Raw genomic sequence first — 20285 nt, 5'->3', positions numbered from 1 at the left:
CTAACAATTTAGGAATCACTTCCGAGGAGTCTGCACAGTGCACGAAGCGCATCTCACCATCGACCCCGCCTTCCGCGTGGCCCCGGTACGCCGCCGTACGTTCGGCACGTTCGTGGAGCACTTGGGCCGTTGCGTCTACACCGGCATCTACGAGCCGGGCCACCCGACCGCCGACGCGGACGGCTTCCGCCGAGACGTCCTCGACCTGACCCGCGAGCTGGGTGTGTCCACGGTCCGCTATCCGGGCGGCAACTTCGTGTCCGGCTACCGCTGGGAGGACGGCATCGGACCGGTCGCCGAGCGGCCCCGCCGGCTGGACCTGGCCTGGCACAGCACCGAGACCAACGAGGTCGGGGTGGATGAGTTCGTCCGCTGGTGCCGCAAGGCCGGGGTGGAGCCGATGATGGCGCTCAACCTCGGCACGCGCGGCATCGCCGAGGCCCTGGACCTGCTCGAATACTGCAACCACCCGTCCGGCACCACGCTGTCGGACCTGCGGATCGCCAACGGCGCCAAGGAACCGCACGGCATCCGGATGTGGTGCCTGGGCAACGAGATGGACGGCACGTGGCAGACCGGCCACAAGACCGCCCGCGAGTACGGCAGGCTGGCCGCCGAGACCGCTCGCGCCATGCGCACGATGGACGGCGAGCTGGAGCTGGTCGCCTGCGGCAGCTCGAGCTCGTCGATGCCGACCTTCGGCGCGTGGGAGGCCACGGTGCTGGAGGAGACCTATGACGTGGTCGACTATGTCTCCTGCCACGCCTACTACGAGGAGAAGGACGGCGATCTGGCAAGCTTCCTGGCCTGCTCGACCGACATGGAGTACTTCATCTCCTCGGTCGTGGCCACCGCCGACTCCGTCGGGGCCCGGCTGAAGTCGCGCAAGAAGATCAACCTCTCGTTCGACGAGTGGAACGTCTGGTACCTGTCCCGCTTCCAGGCCGCCGAGCCGCCGCGCGACTGGCCGGTCGCGCCGCCGCTGCTGGAGGACCACTATCACCTGGCGGACGCGGTGGCCTTCGGCGGCCTGCTGATCACCCTCCTGCGCAACAGCGACCGGGTGACGTCCGCCTCGCTGGCCCAGCTGGTCAACGTGATCGCGCCGATCATGACCTCGCCCGGCGGGTCGGCGTGGAAGCAGACCACCTTCCACCCCTTCGCGCAGGCGTCCCGGCACGCCGCCGGCGACGTGCTCCGCGTCGAGACGACCTCGCCGAGCCACGACACCAAGGAGTATGGGGAGGTGCCGCTGCTGCACGCGGTCGCCACGCACTCCGGCGACGAGACCGTGATCTTCGCCGTCAACCGCTCGACCGACGAGCCGTTGTCGCTGGAGATCGACGCGCGCTCGCTGGGCGGTGTCCGCATAGTCGAGGCCACCACGCTGTCGGGCCCCGACGTCTACGCCCGCAACACGGCCGAGGCGCCGGACACCGTCGCACCCCGGCCGAACCCGGACATCCAGCACGATCCGCTCCGCGTGCTGCTGCCCCCTGTCTCATGGAACGTGATCCGCCTCGGCTGATCACCTCGTACGGCTGGCGCCCGTGCTCTCCCTGACCACGAGCTCGGGCTCCACCAGCCGCTGGGTCTCCTTCTCCGCGCCCGCCATCCGGTCGAGGAGCAGGTGGAAGGCGCTCCTGCCGACCTCGCGGAAGTCCTGCCGGACCGTGGTCAGCGGGGGCCAATAGTAGGCGGCCTCCGGAATGTCGTCGAAGCCGATCACGCTCACCTCCTCCGGCACCCGGCGCCCGGCCTCGCGCATCGCCCGCAGGACGCCCAGCGCCATCTGGTCGTTGCCCACGAAGACGGCCGTGACCGACGGGTCGGCGGCCAGCATCCGGCCGTGCTGGTAGCCCGAGCGGGGACTCCAGTCGCCGCGTAACAGCTCGGGCACCGGCCGGCCCTCGGCTTCCAGCACGCCCCGCCAGCCTTCGATCCGGCCGCTGGCGTCGATCCAGTCGACCGGCCCGCTCACGTGCCAGACCGTCTCGTGGCCGAGGCTCAGCAGGTGGCGGGTGGCCCGCGCGGCGCCCGCCCGCTGGTCGACCATGACCACCGGCACCGGGACGTCCTTGCCCGCGTCGACGGCCACCACCGGCAGATCGGGCGGCAGGTAACGCAGGCCGTCGACCGCCGACTCGTGGGGCGCGACGATGACCACGCCGTCGACGGACTGGGTCCGGAGGCGGTGCACGCCCTCCTCGATCGACTTGCGGTTGAGCAGGCTCAGGCTGGCGATGCTCACGGTGTAACCAGCCAGCCGGGCCGCCTGCTCTATGCAGTAGAGGGTGGAGGCCGGGCCGTACAGGGTGGTGTCGATGCTGACCACGCCGAGCACGCCCGAACGGCCCGTGACCAGCTGACGAGCAGCCGAGTTGGGCCAGTAGTCGAGCTCGCGCACGGCGGCCAGCACGCGCTCGCGGGTCTCGGCGCGTACCCGGTCGGGCGCGTTGAGCACCCGCGAGACCGTCATCGCCGAGACGCCCGCCAGCGCGGCCACGTCGCCGAGCACGGCGGGCCTGGTGCGCGCCTTGCCGTCCGATCCCCCAGCCATCCGGATCACCACCTCCGCGATAACGCTAACAGGCAGGTAACCGAGGTGTGGATCAGTGACCGGAGTCTGGACGGTGCGAACGGGGGCGCGGCACCCGATGAGCCGCTCCCCCGTCACTGATCGAGGCGGTCAGGGTGACGCGCAGGTGTAGCCGGACGGCGTCGCGGTGTCACCTGACGGGCGGCTGACCTGGAAGCCGAAGGTGGTGCTCGCGGCCGGGGCGAGGGTGCCGTTGTAGCCCAGGTTCTTCGCGGTGATGGTCTGGCCGCTGCTGGTCAGCGTGGCGTTCCAGGACCCGCTCAGGGTGTGGCCGGCGGGCAGGGTGAAGGTGACCGTCCAGCCGTTGATCGTCGAGGAGCCGGTGTTGGTGACGGTCACCGGCTGCACCACGTAGCCGCCCGCCCACTGGGTCTGCACGGTGCCGGTCGCCGTGCACGGCCCGCCGCCGCCCCCTCCGGTGGTGGTGGTGAAGGTGGCCAGGGCGGAGTTCGCGGACAGGTTGCCCGCGCCGTCGCGCGCTCGTACGTACACCTGGTACTGGGTGGCCGCGCTCAGCCCGGTCAGCGTGATGGAGGCGGTGGTGCTCTGCCCGAGCTGTGGATCGGTGCTGCCCTGCTCGCGGTAGACGTTGTAGCCGGCCAGGCCGCTGCCGCCGGAGTCGGTGGACGCCGTCCAGGTCAGGGTGGCGGAGTTCGCGGTGACGTTCGACGCGGCCGGGGTGCCGGGCGTGGTCGGCGGCGTGGTGTCCGTGCTGGTGCCGCCGGCCAGCGCGTCGTGTACGGCGGTGTACGCGGGTTTCTGCTGGTAGGAGGCGTCGTAGATCAGCGCGGCGCCCTGGCCGGAGAAGGTGTCGGGCACCCAGGAGTACTTGTCGGTGAAGCCCCAGATCGTGATCCCGGCGCACGCGGTGACCGCGAGGCAGGCGTTGACCACGTCGCGGTAGTAGGTGGCCTGCGTGGTGTCCTTGGTGGAGTCGCGGGGCATGATCATCCGGACGTCCAGCTCGGTGACCCTGACCTGGACGCCGAGGTCGGCGAAGCGCTGCATGTTCTGCTGGACCTGGCTCGGGAAGCCGTACTGGATCGCGAGGTGGCCCTGGAAGCCCACGCAGTCGACCGGCACGCCCTGCTGGCGCAGTGACGACACCAGGTTGTACATCGCGGTGCTCTTGGCGTTGATCCCCTCGACGTTGTAGTCGTTGATGCACAGCCGGGCGTTGGAGTCGGCGGCGCGGGCCGCGCGGAAGGCGTCGGCGATGTAGCTCTGGCCGAGCGTGTTGTACCAGAACGAGGTGCGCATGTTGCCGTTGTCGTCGAAGACCTCGTTGACCACGTCCCAGGAGGTCACGGTCGCGTTGTTGGCGTAGTGGCCGACGACGTTGCTGATGTGGTTCTGCATAGCCGAGCGCATCGCGGTCGCGCCGAGGCTCTGCACCCAGCCGGGCGTCTGGCTGTGCCAGACGAGCGTGTGCCCGTGGACCTGCTGGTTGTTCTGGGTGGCGAAGGTGACGATCTGGTCGGCGCCGGAGAAGTTGAACTGGCCCTGGCTCGGCTCCGTCGAGTCCCACTTCATCGCGTTCTCCGCGGTGACCTGGCTGAACTCGGTGGCCGCTATGGTGCGGTACTGGCTCTCGTTCGCCAGTGGGCTGGTGGCCAGCGCGGCGCCGATGAACTTGCCGCGACTGGCGGCGTGCACACGCAGCGGCGCCGACGCGTCCGCCGGAGTGGTCGGCAGCAGGAACACGACGAGCAGCGCCGTCACCGCGGTGAGAGATCTGAAGAGAAACACAGGCGCCCAACCTCCGATCCCGAAAGTTTCGATCCATCGGGACGTTATGGAGCAGCAGCTTTAGGGTCAAGAGTCCAGGTGGCCTCATTTGAAAGTATCGGCATATCGCTGAAAGTTTCATGATTCTGCTTTGTGGTGAGATGTTCCATTCTTCGGAATAGCCCAAAACAGGCGAAAAGCCACCCTCGACCCTCTTGGCCTCTTGACATCCGCGCCCTCGCAATGATCTGCTATCGCTGATTCGGAATGGCATTCCACGATACAGAATGCGATCAAGACAGGAGCTCTATGAGACGCCAGCATTCGACCATCGGTGGGCTCGCGTGAAGGCCCTGGTGTTCACCGGTCCGGGTGTGGTGGAGCTGCAAGATGCGCCCGAGCCCGAGGTCGGCGCCGGCGAGGTGCTCGTCCACGTGGCCGCCTCCGGCATCTGCGGCAGCGAACTGCACGGCGTCAAGAGGCCCGGCTTCCGGACACCGCCGCTGATCATGGGGCACGAGTTCACCGGCCACACGGACGACGGGCGACCCGTCGTCATCAACCCGATCCTGTCCTGCGGCGCCTGCGACCTGTGCGCCCAGGGACAGCCCAACATCTGCCGGAACCGGCAGATCATCGGGATCCACCGCCCCGGCGGCTACGCCGAGCGCGTCGCCGTCCCCACCGCCTCGGTCATCCCGCTGCCCGACGGCATCGACCCCACCGCCGCAGCCATCATCGAACCGCTGGCCAACGCGGTGCACGCCTGGCGCCTGGCCGGCCATCCCGCCGGCGCCCGCGTCGCCATCATCGGCGCCGGCGCCATCGGACTCACCTGCCTGCACACCGCCCACACCGGCAAGGCCGCGTCCATCCACGTCGCCGACCGCTCACCCGAACGGCTGGCCACCGCCGCCCGGCTCGGCGCCACCACCACCGGCACCGAGCTGACCGGCGAGTACGACGTCATCTTCGACGCCGTCGGCGCACCGGCCACCCGCGAGCAGTCCGTGGCCCACCTACGACCCGGCGGAGTGACGGTGTGGCTGGGCCTGGCCGACCCCGCCGCCGCCTTCGACGCCGCCGACCTCGTACGCACCGAGAAACGCGTCCTCGGCTCCTTCGCCTACACGGGCACCGACTTCGCCGCCGCCATCGACCTGGTCAGCGGATGGGACCTGACCTGGGTCGACAGCTACCCCCTCGACGAAGGCGCCGGCATTTTCACCCAGCTCATGCACGGGCAAGCCCTTCCCATCAAGGCACTGCTCACCCCTGAATCGAGGTAGAAACCCATGGCCCGCATCGTCCTGGTCGGCGCCGGCAGCATCACGTTCGCCAAGAACCTCCTGTCCGACCTCATGACCTTCCCCGAGCTGTCCGCCTCCACGATCGTGCTGCACGACATCGACGAGGCCCGGCTGGCCACCGCCGAGGCCATGGCCACCTGGATGGTCGGCGAGCTGGGCATCGGCGCGAAGATCGAGGCGCACGCCGACCGCCGGGCCGCGCTCGACGGCGCCGACTACGTGATCAACGAGATCGCCGTCGGCGGCCTGGCCGCCGTCCAGCGGGACTTCGCGATCCCCGCCCGGTACGGCGTACGGCAGACCATCGCCGACACCCTCGGCATCGGCGGCATCTTCCGTGCCCTGCGCACGATCCCGGTGATGGTCGGCATCGGCAACGACCTGGCCGAGCTGGCACCGGACGCCACCCTGTTCAACTACACGAACCCGATGTCGATGATCCCGTGGGCGGTCTACGCGGGCACGCCGTTCCGCAACGTGGTGGGCGTCTGCCACGCGGCGCGAGACACCCAGCGGACGCTGGCGGGCATGGTCGGGGTGCCGGAGGAGGAGATCTCGTTCGTCACGGCGGGGGTGAACCATCAGGCTTTCGTGCTGCGCTTCGAGCGCGGCGGGGAGAACCTGTACCCGCGGCTCGACGCGCTGATCGAGGAAGATCCCGAGCTGGCCCGCCGCGTCCGCGTGGAGGTATACCGAAATTTCGGCTACTTCCCGACTGAGTCGAGCGAGCATGGATCCGAGTACCTGCCCTGGTTCCTGCCCCACGAGGAAGAGGTCGAGCGCTACCGCATCCCGGTCGACATCTACCTGGAGTGGCTGGCGGAGGGCTTCGACGAGTACGAGTCGTACAAGCGCTCACTGGCGGCCGGGACCGGCGTGCCGATCGAGCGCGGCGAGGAGCTGGCCTCGCTGGCCATCCACTCCATGGAGACCGGCACCGGCAGGATGATCCACGGCAACGTGCGCAACGGCGGCCTGATCTCCAACCTGCCGCAGGAGGCCTGCGTGGAGGTGCCCTGCTACGTCGACCGGGCCGGCGTGCAGCCGATGCGGATCGGCGAGCTGCCCGCCCAGGTCGCCGCGCTCAACCGGACGATGCTGAACGTCAGCGAGCTGACCGTGAAGGCGGCGCTGGAAGGCCGGCGCGACCACGTCTACCAGGCCGCGCTGCTCGACCCCAACACCGCCGCCACGCTTCCGGTCCGCAAGGTCCGCGAGCTGGTGGACGAGCTGATCGCGGCCCACGGCGACCTGCTGCCCGCGGGCATCCGCGACTGATCGAGGAGCAGCCATGTGCCCCGCCGACCCGCCGTTGTCCCGATACCGGCCGGTGTCCCAACTGCGGGTCGCGGTCCACCAGGTCGACCGCGCCGCCGTGCCCGCCGTGGACGCCCACATCCACCTGGGCCGGTGGCTCAGCGAGGACGGCGGCTGGATGGTCGAGGACGTCCCGGCGCTGATCGACCTGATGGACGAGCTCAACCTGCGCGGCATGGTCAACCTCGACGGCCGCTGGGGCTCCGAGCTGGCCGCGAACATCGAGCGCTACGACGCGGCCCACCCCGGCAGGTTCGCCACCTTCTGCCACGTCGACTGGGCACAGACCGCCGAACCGGGCTTCGGCGAGCGGCTGGCCGCGCAGTTACGCCGCTCGGTGGCCGAGGGCGCGGCGGGGCTGAAGGTATGGAAGGACGTCGGCCTGCGGGTCCGCGACGCCCGCGGCGAGCTGGTGATGCTCGACGACCCGCGACTGGACCCGCTGTGGGCGGCCGTCGGCGAGGCGGGCATCCCCATCGCGCTGCACACCGCCGACCCGGTGGCCTTCTTCGAGCCCGCCGACGAGCGCAACGAGCGGCTCGAACAGCTGACCGCCCGCCCGGACTGGAACTTCTCCGGGCCGGAGTTCCCGCCGTTCGCGCGGCTGATGGACGCGATGGAGGCGATGATCGCCAAGCATCCCGGCACCACGGTGATCGGCGTGCACGCGGGCTGCTGGCCGGAGAACCTGGCCTTCGCGAGCCGGCTGCTCGACACGTACCCGAACTTCCACATCGACATCGCCGCCCGCATCGCCGAGCTGGGCCGCCAGCCCAGGGCGACGCGGGCGCTGATGCTGCGCCACCCGGACCGAGTGCTGTTCGGCACCGACGAGATCCCGCCGGACCGGGAGGTCTACCGGACCCACTTCCGGTTCATGGAGACCGATGACGAGGCGTTCGCCCACTCGCCGGACGAACCGCCGTTGATGGGGCGCTGGACGATCTCCGGGCTCGACCTCCCGCGTGAGGTGCTGGAGCGGGTCTACACGGGGAACGCGCTCCGCCTCGTACCAAGGCTGGCGGGGGGCTGACGGTTCACGCCAGACTGGTACTTTCCTGGTAAAGACCTGCCGTTCTACCTGAGCTTTTGGTGGTTTTCGTCGCGCTGGCGGACACCATCTGATGGTGGAGCTTCTCAGGGCCGAGGGCCTGCGTAAACGCTTCCCGGGGGTGCTGGCGCTCGATGGTGTCGACCTGACCGTACGTTCCGGTGAGGTGCACGTCCTGCTGGGGGAGAACGGCGCCGGCAAGAGCACGCTGATCAAGATGCTCTCCGGCGCCTACCACCCCGACGAGGGCCGCGTGCTGCTCGACGGGCACCCTGTGCACATCCGCACGGCCGGCGACGCCCAACGGCTCGGCATCGCCACCATCTACCAGGAGTTCAACCTGGTGCCCGAGCTCAGTGTGGCCGAGAACCTGTCGCTGGGCCGGCCGCCGCGCAGGTTCGGCTTCGTCGACACCAAGCTGATGCACGAGCACGCCGTGGAGCTGCTGGCGCGCGTGGGCGTGGAATGCGACCCGCGTATACCCGTCGGCCGGCTGGGCATCGCACGCAGGCAGATGGTGGAGATCGCCAAGGCGCTCGCCCTCCAGGCCCGCGTCCTGATCATGGACGAGCCGACGGCGGTGCTCACCACCGGCGAGGTCGAGAAGCTGTTCTCCATCGTCCGCCGGCTCCGCGAGGAGGGCGTGGCGATCGTCTTCATCACCCACCACCTCGAAGAGATCGCGGCGATCGGCGACCGCGTGACCGTGCTGCGCGACGGCCGCTCCGTCGCCGAGGTGCCCGCCGACACCTCGCAGGACGAACTGGTCCGCCTCATGGTGGGCCGCCCGATCGACCAGCGGTTCCCGCGCGAGCGCGGCCGGGCGGGCGAGCCGCTGCTCAAGGTCACCAAGCTCGGCCGCAAGGGCGTGTTCGAGGACATCTCCTTCGAGGTGCGCGCCGGTGAGGTGGTCGGGCTGTCCGGGCTGGTGGGCGCCGGCCGTACCGAGGTGGCCAGGGCGATCTTCGGCGCCGACCGCTACGACACCGGCGAGGTCACCGTGCGCGGCAAGCGCCCGGCGCCGGGGGACGTGTACGCGGCCATGGAGGCCGGCCTCGGGCTGGTCCCCGAGGACCGCAAGGGTCAGGGGCTGGTCCTGGGCGCGGACATCGCCGAGAACCTCGGGCTGGTCACCCTGCGCGAGGCCACCCGCGCCGGGTTCGTCGACCGCAAGGGCCGGCTTCGGGACGCCGCGGCGGTCGCGGAGCAGCTCGGCATCCGGATGACCGGCCTGGGCCAGGAGGTCCGTACGCTCTCCGGCGGCAACCAGCAGAAGGTCGTCATCGGCAAGTGGCTGGAGGCCGACGCGGGGGTGCTGATCCTCGACGAGCCGACCCGCGGCATCGACGTGGGCGCCAAGGTCGAGATCTACCAGCTGATCAACGAGCTCACGGCGTCGGGGCGCGCGGTGCTCATGATCTCCAGCGATCTGCCCGAGGTGCTCGGGATGAGCGACCGGATCCTGGTCATGGCGCGCGGCCGGCTGGTCGGTGAGCTGCCCGCGGTCGAGGCCACGCAGGACGGCGTGATGGCGCTGGCGGTCACCGACGTGGAGGGTCCGCGTGCCAAATAAGGTATTCCTCCGGCAATCCTGGCTGGCCGAGAACGGCGCGCTGGCCGCGCTCGTCGTGCTGGTCGTGGCGCTGTCGCTGCTGTCGTCCGACTTCCTGAGCGTGACCAACCTGCTCAACGTGGGCGCCCAGGCGGCCGTCACCGCGATCCTCGCCTTCGGCTCGACGTTCGTCATCGTCACCGGCGGCATCGACCTGTCGGTCGGCTCCGTCGCCGCGCTCTCCGCGATCGTCCTGGCCTGGACGGCCGGCGTCGCGGGCCTGCCCTGGCCGCTGGCCACCCTGGTCTCGCTGGCGGTCGGCGTCGCGTGCGGCCTGGTCAACGCGATGCTCATCGCGTACGGCAAGCTGCCGCCGTTCATCGCCACGCTGGCCATGCTCGGCATCGCCCGCGGCCTGGCCCTCGTCATCTCCCAAGGCAGCCCCATCACGATGCCGGACGCCGTCACCCACCTGGGCGACACGATCGGCCCCTACCTGCCGGTCCCCGTCGTCGTGATGCTGGTCATGGGCGTCATCGCGGCCGTGATCCTCAACCGGACCTACGTGGGCCGCGCGATGTACGCCATCGGCGGCAACGAGGAGGCCGCCCGGCTGTCGGGCATCAAGGTCAGCCGGCAGTTGCTCATCACGTACGCGCTGTCCGGCGGGTTCGCCACGGTCGCCGGCATCGTGCTGGCCAGCCGCCTGGCCTCGGCCCAGCCGCAGGCCGCGGCCGGCTACGAACTGGACGCCATCGCGGCCGTGGTCATCGGCGGCGCCAGCCTGTCCGGCGGCAAGGGCCGGGCGCTCGGCACGTTCGTCGGCGCGCTCATCCTGGCCGTGCTGCGCAACGGCCTGAACCTGCTGTCCGTCTCGGCGTTCTGGCAGCAGGTCGTGATCGGCGTGGTCATCGCGCTCGCGGTCCTCGTCGACACGCTGCGGCGCAGGGGAATGTCATAGGAAAGGGATAGATCATGCGGATTCCTGCACTCGTCATAGCCGGCGCCGCTCTCGCACTCGGCCTCACCGCCTGCGACTCATCCGGCCAACCAGCCTCCAACGGCTCCGCCGCCACGCCGGCGCCGGCCAACATCAAGATCGGCATGTCGGTGTCGACGCTGAACAACCCGTTCTTCGTCCAGCTCCGTGACGGCGCGCAGGCCGAGGCCCAGAAGCTCGGCGCCACGCTCACCGTCACCGACGCCCAGAACGACGCCTCCCAGCAGGTGAACCAGGTCCAGAACTTCGCCAGCCAGGCCATGAAGGCGATCATCCTGAACCCGGTCGACTCCGACGCGGCGGCGCCGGCGGTCAAGGCGGCGCAGCGGTCCAACATCCCGGTCATCGCGGCCGACCGCGGCGTCAACGGCGCCGAGGTGACGGAGACCGTGGCCTCCGACAACGTGACCGGCGGCAAGCTGGGGGCCGAGGAACTCGCCAGGCAACTCGGCGAGAAGGGCCAGGTCGTCGTGCTGCAGGGCGTGGCCGGCACGTCCGCCGCGCGCGACCGCGGGCAGGGCTTCACCGCGGGGATCAAGGCGTTCCCGAACATCCAGGTCGTGGCCCAGCAGCCGGCCGAGTTCGACCGGACCAAGGGCCTCGACGTCATGACGAACCTGCTCCAGTCACACCCCGGCATCACCGGCGTGTTCGCCCAGAACGACGAGATGGCCCTGGGCGCGATCAAGGCCCTGGGCGCCAAGGCCGGCAAGGAGGTCAAGATCGTCGGCTTCGACGGCACCCCTGACGGCCTGAAGGCGGTCCAGGCGGGCACGCTGAACGCCACCGTCGCCCAGCAGCCCGCGATGATCGGCCAGCAGGCGGTGGCCGCCGCCGTCAAGGCCGCCAGGGGTGAGGAGATCGACAAGACCGTGGCCGTGCCGGTGAAGGTCGCGACCAAGGAGAACGTCGAGGATTTCACGACGTCCTGATCGGCACGTCAGTTCCTGGGTGTGAGCACCCAGTTCCATTCGTCGTTGTTCCTGTCACGGTTGGCGGTGAGCTGAGTCATCCGGGAGCCGTCGACGCTGACCAGCACCAGGCCGTTGTCGAACTCGTTGCCGCATTCCCCCGCGCAACCGAGCGCGACCACGTTGTCGTCGTCGGCCCAGGCGAGGAGCTGGAGCACCTTCTGCTTGCCGACAACCGCTCCGGACCGGTCGAAGATGCTGGTCGGCAGGCCGTCGCCGCCGAGAACCAGCTTGCCGTCGGGCGAGACCTTCGACCTGCCCGTGTAGCCGATGTACTGATCACCGGCGGGCGCCTCCCGCCGCTTGCCGTCGAAATCGAGCCACAGCCGGTCCGGCATGGTGTCGGTGGGCTCCCAGAGCATCGACCCATCCAGGCTCCAGCCGAGATCCTGACGCGCGTTGATGTTGCTTGGCGATGCGGTGTCGCTGATCGGCGCGAGCGCGTGGTAGTCGGCCTCACCCGTGGCGACGTCGATGATGTAGTAGCCGGTCCGCGGGCTGGCGCGCAGATGTCCGCCCCCGATCCCCATCTTCTCCTGCTCGTCCGGATACGCGGAGTAGGCCGTGGCCAGGACCTTGGTGCCGTCGGGCGACCAGACGACCGACCCGACGGCGTGCTCCAGATCGATCCAGGCCATGACCTGCCGGGTGTTCATGTCGAGGATGCCCACCCGCTTGCCGATCAGGTCACCCTCGACCACCGCGGCGAGCTGGAGTCCCGGCGCCACGTCGACCCAGGACCACGAGGTCTGCTCGTAGCCTCCGGTGCGTGGATCGTAGAGCGACCAGGTCCGGCGGAACCGCTCCCACTTGTCAGGCAGCTTCTCGACCTTGGTGGTCCAGTACGCGGAGACGGCGACGTTCCCGGCCGCCACCAGCTTCTTCGGGGGAGCGTTGCCGGTGTCGGCCAGCAGCTCGGTCGAGGTCGCCGTCGGCCTGACCGGGACGCTCACCCCCGTCGCGGGCCGTACCGTCGTGTTCTCACCGTGCAGCCCGGCGACGAACACCGCGACGGCCACCGCCAGCCCGGCGGCCAGCACACTCGCGCCGATGGGCAGCCAGGCGCGCCTCCGTAGCGCCCGGTCCGCCAGGTCGTGCGGGACCCGGGCCTCCGAGGCCCACTCCTCCAGGGTGTCGCGAAGCAGTCGGGTCATGTCGCGGCCTCCAGTTCCATGGCCAGCTCGGGGGCGATCAACCTGAGCCGGGCGAGCGATCGGTGCGTGGTGCTTCTGACCGTGCCGACCGAGCAGCCGAGCACGCGGGCGACCTCGTGGTCGGGCAGGTCCTCGAAGTAGCGGAGCACGAGCACCGTGCGCTGCTTCGCGGTGAGCTTGGCGAGAGCACCGCGCAGCACCATGCGCAGCTCGCTCTGATGCGTACGGTCCGCTCCCGGCAGGTCGGGCGGGGTCGCCTGGACGACCTCACCGCGCCGGACGGCCGCGCGCCACCAGCTCACCTGCTGGCGGTACATGATCTGCCTGGCGTACGCCTCGGGCGCGTCGACCCGCTGCCATTTCGCCGCCAGCTTCGCCAGCGCGCTCTGCACCAGATCCTCGGCCCTGTGCTGGTCACCACCGGTGAGCAGGAAGCCGAGCCGCATCAGGGCGGGAGAGCGCGCAGAGACGAACTCGCGGAAGCCTTGCTCGTCCGCGGCGTCCACGACCACCTCCAAAGGGTTGGATATCACCCCTCAGACGCCAGGCGGCCGGTCCCGCTATGCCTCTGCCGGAGAACAACTTCTGCTGAACCGGATAAGCGATTCTGACCGCAGCTCCGACCTTGGGAAATCGCTTCTGGTCATACGGTGTGGGTGTCCTAGAGTGTGGGCAGATAACCGGTTCACAAGGAGGCCTCGTGAAGCGACCGACGATCGCCGACATCGCCAGCCGTGCGGGAGTCTCCAAGGTGGCCGTCTCCTACGCGCTCAACGGACAGCCGGGGGTGTCGGCGGCGACCCGCGCGCGGATCGTCGCCATCGCCGAGGAGATCGGCTGGCAGCCCAACAGCGCCGCCCGCGCGCTGAACGGCGCCAGGGCCCACACCGTGGGGCTAGCGCTGTGCCGTCCCGCGCGCTTCCTGGGCGTCGAGCCGTTCTTCATGGAGCTCATCAGCGGCATCGAGGGCGTGCTCGCGGACCGCTCGTACGCCCTGATGCTCCAGGTCGTCACCGACCACGAGCAGGAGATAGAGGTGTACCGGCGCTGGTGGGGCGAGCGCCGCACGGACGGCGCCTTCCTCGTCGACCTGCGTTACTCCGACGCCCGGGTGCCCGCCATGGAGCGGCTGGGCATGCCGGTCGTGGTGATCGGCCACCCCGACGCGTCGGGCTCGCTGCCCGCGGTCTGGTCAGACGACGGCGAGGCGATCCGCGAGACCATCGCCTATCTCATCGCACTCGGGCACCGCCGCATCGCCCGGGTCGCCGGACTGTCCAAGCTGGTCCACACGGCTGTGCGCGACCAGGCGTTCGCGGAGTCGTGCGCGGGCGCGGCCGAGCACGTGACCGTGCACACCGACTACACCGGCGAGGAGGGCGCCAGGGCGACCAGGCGACTGCTCAGCTCGGCGGACCGGCCCACCGCGATCGTCTACGACAACGACATCATGGCGGTGGCGGGCCTCTCCGTCGCCCAGGAGATGCGGCTCGACGTGCCACGCGACCTGTCGATCGTCGCCTGGGACGACTCCCCGCTGTCCCAGGTCGTCCGCCCGCCGCTCACCGCGCTCACCCGGGACATCCCGGCGTACGGCGGGCACGCCGCCCAGCGGCTGCTGGCCCTGATCGAGGGCGAGGCCGTGCCTGCGTTCGAGGACCAGGCGGCCAGGCTGACCCCGCGCGGCAGCACCGGCGCCGTGCTGGTCGACACGCGATAGGCGGCACCGCCGGCTCAGCGGATGGTGCGCCAGGACTGCTCTTCGACGAGCTCGCGGCTCCCCCAGCCGTCGGCGGTGCGCACCATCCGGTGGTGGTACCAGCCGCCGCCCTGGATCAGCCCCTTGCTGTCGGCGGAGACCAGCTCGCGCGAGGGCGCGAGGGTGTCGGCGAACGCCGCGCTCACGCGGGCCTCGCCGGACTCGAAGACGATCCTGATGGCGCCGATCAGGTGCAGCCGACCGGGCCAGCCGGACAGGACGTCGGCGAGCCAGGTCTTGATCTCGGCCCGCGTGCCGCGGATGCCGCCCGCCGCGGTGTAGTCGATCACCGCGTCAGGTGTGAACACCTCGTCGAGCAGGTCCCAGTCGCCCGAGTCGACGGCGCGGGCGTAGCTGGCCAGCACGTCGGCGATCTGGAGGCGGTCGGCGATCTCACGGTCGTCCATAACGTGATCAAACCAAACGCTTGCTACAAACGCCAGCAGCTTCAGTGAGCGTGGGCGTGGGTGTACTCGTCGCGCCGGCGCAGCATCGCCAGCAGCATGAGCGGGAACATCGCCACGTGCGCGGCCATCATCAGCCCCATCCCGTCGATGACCCCCATCCACAGCAGCGGGAACAGCGGCACGACCGGGACGAACATCGCGGCGCACATCTCCAGCGTGCTTGCCCAGCCGTGCCCGCGGAAGCGCATCCAGGCGGCCATGCCGACGGACATGTCGAAGGCCATGAGCAGGTAGGCGAGCTCGGGCTCCCGCTCGTACGACGGACTGATCCCGACGGCGTCCAGCAGGAAGCCGAGCGCGAACATCCCGACGAACATCGCGATGACCATTTCCACGTAGTGCCCGGCGAAGCGGACCCATGATCTCTGCGTCATGTGCCAACGGTGCCGTTCCTCCGCCGCCACCGGCAAAGGAGGGAAATCAGTAGGTCTGAAATCTTGGGATGCCGGTCCGTCCCACGTAGGGTCTGGCCATGACCGTACGGCGGATGGTGGTCATCGGCTATGAGGCGGCGTCGCTGCTCGACATCGCCTGCGTCACCAGCACCCTGGAGACGGCGAACGACCACGCCGGCCTCCCCCTTTACGAAGTCCGGCTGGCCACGCCCGGCGGCAACCCCATCACCTGCGGCACCGGCCTGATCGTCCAGGGCCAGGAGGTACTCGAACGCGTCACCGGCCCCCTCGACACGATCGTCGTCACCGGCGGCATCGGCCACCTGGACGCGGCGGAGAACCGGCTGATCCTGGCGCACGTCCGCCGCCTGGCACGCGAGAGCCGCCGCGTCTCGTCGGTGTGCACGGGAGCCGGCGTCCTGGCCGCGGCGGGCCTGCTGGACGGCCGGCGCGTGACCACGCACTGGGAGTGGGCGTACGACCTCTCCAAGAGGTACCCCGCGGTCACGTTCGATCCCGGCCCCATCTTCATCCGCGACGGGAACGTCCACACGGCGGCCGGCGTCACCAGCGCCCTCGACCTCATGCTGGCCTTCATCGAGGAGGACAGCGGCGCCGAGCTCGCCAGGAAGGTCGCCCGGAGCCTGGTGACCTACCTGCAACGGCCCGGCAACCAGGCGCAGATGAGCATCTTCACCGTCGCGCCGCCGCACACCGACAGCCTGGTCAGGCAGGTGGCCGACTACGTCACCGGCCATCTGGACGCCGACCTGGCCACCGCCACGCTCGCGGCCGGCGCCGGCGTGAGCGAGCGGCACCTGACCCGGCTGTTCCTCAAGAATCTGGGACTGACCCCCGGCCGGTACGTCCGGCAGGCCCGTACGGAGGCGGCCGCCCACCTGCTGGCCTCGACCTCCCTGCCCATGGCCGGCGTGGCCGCCCGCTGCGGCTTCGGCACGGCCGAGACGCTCCGGCAGGCGTTCGTCGACCGCTACGGGATCCCGCCGTCGCGCTACCGGCTGACGCAGCGATCGGCGTGACCTACCTGGATGCACTCCCTGAAATCGCCACGAAGTTATGTCCGGCGGGCTTCGAATACAGGGCGAATCCCCGGGTAAACGCTCGGTGAGGACAAGGAGTGCGCGGTGAGTGCGACGCACGAAATGGTCATGGTCGGGGTCTCCGACTCAGGGACCGAAGAATGGTTGTGCCCGGAATGCGGCAGGCGAACGCTGATGCGCTGGCAACCGGACTACGAGAAGGTCGTCCTCGACGTCGGCGATGAGCTCGCCACCCACTTCGGCGGCAGGGGCGGCGCCCGCATACCCACCGGGAAGGTCAACCCGGAGATCCAGGAGCGCGACGTCGAGTGGCTACGTAGGCACGGCATCGACTGGTACGGCCAACCCTCCTGACCGTCGCCCGGCCTCAGCGACCTACCTGACAGCGGCTTCAACGCCCGCGAAAGCGGCGAGAACCACAACGAGTCGACTACGTCAGGGCCGCACGGCCCCTCGGGAGGCAAACGGATGCCGGTCAAGGTCACGGTCTGGAGCGAGAACTACCACGAGCCACGCGAGGAGGACGTACGCCTGCGCTACCCGGACGGCATTCACGGCGCGATCGCCGCCGGCCTGACCGAGCGGCTCGGCGACCGCGTACAGGTGCGCACCGCGATCCTGGAGGACCCCGAGCACGGGCTGTCGGAGAAGACCCTCGCCGAGACCGACGTGCTCACCTGGTGGGGGCACATGGCCCACGAGGAGGTGTCCGACGAGGTCGTGGAGCGGGTGCAGCAGCGCGTGCTCGGCGGGATGGGCCTGCTGGTGCTGCACTCGGGCCACTACTCGAAGATCTTCCGCAAGCTGATGGGCACCACCTGCTCGCTCACCTGGCGCGACGCGGCCGAGCGCGAGCTGGTCTGGACGGTCGCCCCCGGCCACCCCATCGCCGAGGGCGTGCCACGCCCGCTGGTCATCGGCGAGCAGGAGACGTACGGCGAGCCGTTCGGCATCCCCGAGCCCGACGAGCTGGTCTTCATCAGCAACTTCAGCGGCGGCGAGGTGTTCCGCAGCGGCTGCTGCTACCGCCGTGGCCTGGGCCGGATCTTCTACTTCAGTCCCGGCGACCAGGGGCACCCGGTCTACTACCACCCTGACGTACGGCGCGTGCTGGCCAACGCGGTGCTGTGGGCCGCTCCCGCGGCCGGCGTCGGCGATCCCCTGCAGAACGCGCACACCCCCATCACCTGGTAGGAGCCGCATGACCTTCATCACCCTCGACGAGGACCGTCCGCTGCGGGCCGTGGTGGTCGGCGCCGGGTACATCGGCGGCCAGTGGGCGCCGGAGCTGCTGGCCCATCCCGGCACCGAGCTGGTGGGCTGGGTGGACGTGGTCGAGGAGCGGGCCCGTGCCGCCGCCACGACCCTCGGCCTGGACGGACTGCCCGTCAGCGCCTCGCTCACCGCCGTGCTCGACGGCGAGGAACCCGACTTCATCGTCAACTGCACCATCCCCGAGGCTCATCGCGAGGTGACCGTCACCGCCCTGGAGCGCGGGGTGTCGGTGCTCAGCGAGAAGCCGATGTCGATCACGCTGGACGAGGCGCGCACCATGGTGCGCGCGGCGGACCGGGCGCGGCGGCTGTTCGCGGTCAACCAGAACCGCCGTTTCCTGCCGAACCTGGTGGCCTTCCGCCGGACGGTGGCCGAGCTCGGGCCGCTCGGGCTGCTGACCTCGGAGTTCTTCATGCCGTACGAGGGGCCGCCGTTCCTGTCCGCGCTGGAGCACCCCCTGTTACAGGACATGGCGATCCACCTGTTCGACCTGGCCCGCGCGGTGTCGGGGGCCGATCCGGTCAGCGCCTACTGCGAGTCGTTCCGGTCGCCGTGGAGCTGGTATCCCGGTGCCTGCTCCGCCACGGCGATCTTCGAGATGACCGGCGGGCTGCGCTACACGTTCACGGGGAGCTGGTCCGCGCCCGGCCAGGCGACATCCTGGACCGGAAGCTGGCGGGCCGCCGGATCGCACGGCACGGCACGCTGGGACGGCAGTGGCCGGCCGACGGTGGAGACGGTCAAGGAGCACAAGGCACGCCGGCACCCGCCCGAGCCGGACCGATACCCGGGGCGGCCCCGGTTCAGCGGGCTCGCGGAGGGGCTGGAGGAGTTTCTCACCGGGCTGCGCACCGGGCGGGCGCCGCAGGGCGAGTGCCACGACAACATCCGGAGCTTGGCCATGGTGACGGCCGCCCTGGAGTCGGCCCGCACGGGGACCCGGGTGCCGGTGGCGTTCGACGTCTGATGGTCAGGTCTGTGCCAGCGGGTTGGGGAACCGGGCCCAGCGGTCGCCGGCGGGGCCGCCGTCGAGCTGCATCACCGTGTGTGCCTTGACGGGGAGCTCCGTACCGAACAGCGCCGCCCGGTCGGCGCGGGTGTCGCCGGTGGCGGGCAGGTCGTCGAACACCTGGACGGCCGCCGCCGCCACCGCCGCCCACAGCCGGGCCTCCACCTCCCGGTCGCCTTGGCCGAGGGCGGAGACGAGGCTGCTGAACGTGGTGCCGACGAGCGAGCCGAACAGCTTGGCGTGTAGTTCGTCCGGATCGTCGGTGATGAGCCGCGGGCTCAGCGGCGGCGGCGTCAGGCCGTTGCGGCGCAGTCGCGCGGGGCTGACCCTGATGTCGGCCAGGTCCCGGTAGACCAGGCGCAGCGGGCGGCCACGGCGGTCCAGGACGACCAGCAGGTTCTGCCCGTGCGCCTCCAGTGTCACGCCGTACGCCAGCAGCCGCAGCCCCGCCCCCCACGCCAGCCGGGCGAACTCCGCCAGCCACCCCGGCCCGGCGGTCGGCAGCCCGCCGATCAGGGGTGGACCACCGTTCGGGGGCCGGACGATGAGGGCGGCCACCGGGATTACGGTCTCCCCCGCGCCCGCGTATTCCGACGGCGACTCACGCAGCAGGACCGCCAGGTCGGCGCTCGGCTCGCCGTTCACCACCGCGCAGGCCGCGGCCAGGTTGCGGGTGATCCGCAGCCCCCCGTCCAGCCGCCGCGCCAGGTCCACCAGCATGGCCGAGAGCGGCGCGCTGTCCCGTACCGAGCCCGGCGAGATGTCGCGCACGTTGGATGTCATCCGCGTGGAGAACGCCGTCTTGACATGCGGCCCGCCGCCGACGGGCGCGAGCGTGCGTACGCAGATCAGCGGCCGGGCCGGGATCCCACCCGCCACGAGCGGCCGCAACCCGAGCTCCCGCAGCACATGCCTGCTCTGCCACGGGTGGGCGGGCAGCAGCAGCCGGTCGATGTCGCGCAGCCAGACCGGCCACGCCCCGACGACCACGCACCGCGAGACCGGCACCGCTATCAGGTCCAGATCGACCACGGGGCGGTGCTCGGGCATGTACGCCAACTGCTCCGCCACCGACACGCCGGGCCGGTTGCGGCAGCACGGATGGTACGGATGCCCGTCCACCACACTCTGCTCGAACCACTCCAGCGACCGCTCATCCGGCCCCGTCCCCGACCCCATCCCCGCTCCGGCGCGGGCGAGGGCCAGCGAGGCGACGCTGCGCTCCAGGTCGGCGCCGAAGCGCGCCGCCCCGGGCAGGCCGAGTGCCGCGACCAGCTCGCCCGGCCGCCTGTACACCCGCCCGTCCAGCAGCACCGCCGCGTCCTCGCCCACCTCCAGGTCGTACGGCGACCGGCGCGGCCCGGTGAGCAGCCGCCCGTCGGACAACCGGATCCGCCCGAGCGCGGACTCCCGACCGGCCACCCCGGGCACCGGCTCGTACAGCAGCCCTCGCCAGAGCAGCCCGAGCACGGTGGATCGCGCCCCCGGCAGCGCCTCGGCGTAGGCGGCGGCCAGGCCGGGCCGGATTCGCGCCAGCTCTGCGGCAAATTCCGCTTCTGCCCGACCTTGAGGGGGATCCTCCAAATCAATACTCATAAAGGATAGTTACCCCGTGTATGGTCGCCGATACGAGTGGT

At 70.4% G+C, this 20285-nt stretch carries 19 protein-coding genes; 12 read left to right on the top strand and 7 right to left on the bottom strand.

The features are described from left to right. Nucleotides 1-37 precede the first annotated feature (37 nt). On the top strand, nt 38-1528 hold the full coding sequence (gene arfA / locus KME78_RS31850; RefSeq protein ID WP_219533077.1) for an arabinosylfuranosidase ArfA: 1491 nt from the start codon (nt 38-40) through the stop codon (nt 1526-1528). Here arfA and KME78_RS31845 read toward each other — a convergent pair whose 3' ends face one another. Both KME78_RS31845 and KME78_RS31840 read right to left on the bottom strand, forming a co-directional pair. Further along, a complete protein-coding gene (locus KME78_RS31845; protein WP_219533076.1) occupies nt 1529-2560 on the bottom strand; it encodes a LacI family DNA-binding transcriptional regulator in 1032 nt (343 codons plus the stop codon). It abuts the gene before it with no gap. A gap of 129 nt (nt 2561-2689) precedes the next feature. Beyond that, nucleotides 2690-4348: an endo-1,4-beta-xylanase gene (locus tag KME78_RS31840; RefSeq protein ID WP_219533075.1), complete on the bottom strand. Its 1659-nt coding sequence runs from the start codon at nt 4346-4348 to the stop codon at nt 2690-2692. Nucleotides 4349-4671: 323 nt separating this feature from the next. Between KME78_RS31840 and KME78_RS31835 the strand changes: the two genes are divergently transcribed. From KME78_RS31835 to KME78_RS68130, 6 genes are all read left to right on the top strand, one after another. Then, nucleotides 4672-5616, top strand: coding sequence for an alcohol dehydrogenase catalytic domain-containing protein (locus KME78_RS31835; protein WP_219533074.1), 945 nt, complete (start codon nt 4672-4674; stop codon nt 5614-5616). A gap of 6 nt (nt 5617-5622) precedes the next feature. Further along, nucleotides 5623-6915, top strand: a complete 1293-nt coding sequence (locus KME78_RS31830) for an alpha-glucosidase/alpha-galactosidase (RefSeq protein WP_219533073.1) — start codon at nt 5623-5625, stop codon at nt 6913-6915. A 13-nt stretch (nt 6916-6928) separates the two neighbouring features. Continuing rightward, entirely contained in the window at nt 6929-7987 is a 1059-nt protein-coding gene (locus KME78_RS31825) for an amidohydrolase family protein (RefSeq protein ID WP_219533072.1), read from the top strand. A 91-nt stretch (nt 7988-8078) separates the two neighbouring features. Further along, a complete protein-coding gene (locus KME78_RS31820) occupies nt 8079-9578 on the top strand; it encodes a sugar ABC transporter ATP-binding protein (RefSeq protein ID WP_219533071.1) in 1500 nt (499 codons plus the stop codon). Further along, the gene (locus KME78_RS68135) at nt 9568-10518 is read left to right on the top strand and encodes an ABC transporter permease (protein ID WP_219533070.1); all 951 of its coding nucleotides are present in this window, start codon (nt 9568-9570) and stop codon (nt 10516-10518) included. Before KME78_RS31820 ends, KME78_RS68135 begins: the two co-directional genes overlap by 11 nt. A 14-nt stretch (nt 10519-10532) precedes the next feature. Next, nucleotides 10533-11489, top strand: coding sequence for a substrate-binding domain-containing protein (locus KME78_RS68130; protein ID WP_219533069.1), 957 nt, complete (start codon nt 10533-10535; stop codon nt 11487-11489). Between the two features lie 8 nt (nt 11490-11497). On the opposite strand, the gene KME78_RS31805 is transcribed toward KME78_RS68130, so the two are convergent. Both KME78_RS31805 and KME78_RS31800 read right to left on the bottom strand, forming a co-directional pair. Then, entirely contained in the window at nt 11498-12682 is a 1185-nt protein-coding gene (locus KME78_RS31805; RefSeq protein ID WP_219533068.1) for a hypothetical protein, read from the bottom strand. Continuing rightward, entirely contained in the window at nt 12679-13188 is a 510-nt protein-coding gene (locus KME78_RS31800) for a SigE family RNA polymerase sigma factor (protein ID WP_219533067.1), read from the bottom strand. The genes KME78_RS31805 and KME78_RS31800 overlap by 4 nt, the downstream gene beginning before the upstream one ends. A gap of 194 nt (nt 13189-13382) precedes the next feature. Here KME78_RS31800 and KME78_RS31795 point away from each other — a divergent pair, with 194 nt between their 5' ends. Then, entirely contained in the window at nt 13383-14402 is a 1020-nt protein-coding gene (locus KME78_RS31795; RefSeq protein WP_219533066.1) for a LacI family DNA-binding transcriptional regulator, read from the top strand. 14 nt (nt 14403-14416) lie between these two features. On the opposite strand, the gene KME78_RS31790 is transcribed toward KME78_RS31795, so the two are convergent. Next, complete coding sequence (locus KME78_RS31790; RefSeq protein ID WP_219533065.1) at nt 14417-14848, bottom strand: nuclear transport factor 2 family protein; 432 nt, start codon at nt 14846-14848, stop codon at nt 14417-14419. Nucleotides 14849-14889: 41 nt separating this feature from the next. Continuing rightward, complete coding sequence (locus KME78_RS31785; RefSeq protein WP_219533064.1) at nt 14890-15282, bottom strand: hypothetical protein; 393 nt, start codon at nt 15280-15282, stop codon at nt 14890-14892. Between the two features lie 98 nt (nt 15283-15380). On the opposite strand from KME78_RS31785, the gene KME78_RS31780 reads away from it, so the two are divergent. The 4 genes from KME78_RS31780 to KME78_RS31765 all read left to right on the top strand — a co-directional run bounded on the left by KME78_RS31780 (nt 15381) and on the right by KME78_RS31765 (nt 18606). After that, nucleotides 15381-16343 (top strand): GlxA family transcriptional regulator, encoded by a 963-nt coding sequence (locus KME78_RS31780; protein ID WP_219533063.1) that lies wholly within the window; start codon nt 15381-15383, stop codon nt 16341-16343. 105 nt (nt 16344-16448) lie between these two features. Beyond that, nucleotides 16449-16718: a hypothetical protein gene (locus KME78_RS31775; RefSeq protein ID WP_219533062.1), complete on the top strand. Its 270-nt coding sequence runs from the start codon at nt 16449-16451 to the stop codon at nt 16716-16718. A gap of 114 nt (nt 16719-16832) precedes the next feature. Further along, a complete protein-coding gene (locus tag KME78_RS31770) occupies nt 16833-17558 on the top strand; it encodes a ThuA domain-containing protein (RefSeq protein WP_219533061.1) in 726 nt (241 codons plus the stop codon). A gap of 7 nt (nt 17559-17565) precedes the next feature. Beyond that, a complete protein-coding gene (locus KME78_RS31765) occupies nt 17566-18606 on the top strand; it encodes a Gfo/Idh/MocA family protein (protein ID WP_219533060.1) in 1041 nt (346 codons plus the stop codon). A gap of 3 nt (nt 18607-18609) precedes the next feature. On the opposite strand, the gene KME78_RS31760 is transcribed toward KME78_RS31765, so the two are convergent. Beyond that, nucleotides 18610-20244 carry an IucA/IucC family protein gene (locus KME78_RS31760; RefSeq protein ID WP_219533059.1) on the bottom strand — a complete coding sequence of 545 codons (1635 nt, stop codon included), beginning with the start codon at nt 20242-20244 and terminating at the stop codon, nt 18610-18612. Between the last annotated feature and the right edge of the window lie 41 nt (nt 20245-20285).

Origin of the sequence: Nonomuraea guangzhouensis (assembly GCF_019396345.1) — a bacterium.
Lineage (GTDB): Bacteria > Actinomycetota > Actinomycetes > Streptosporangiales > Streptosporangiaceae > Nonomuraea > Nonomuraea guangzhouensis.
Note: the sequence above shows the minus strand (reverse complement) of the source record. Positions and strands in the feature narration are given on the sequence as shown.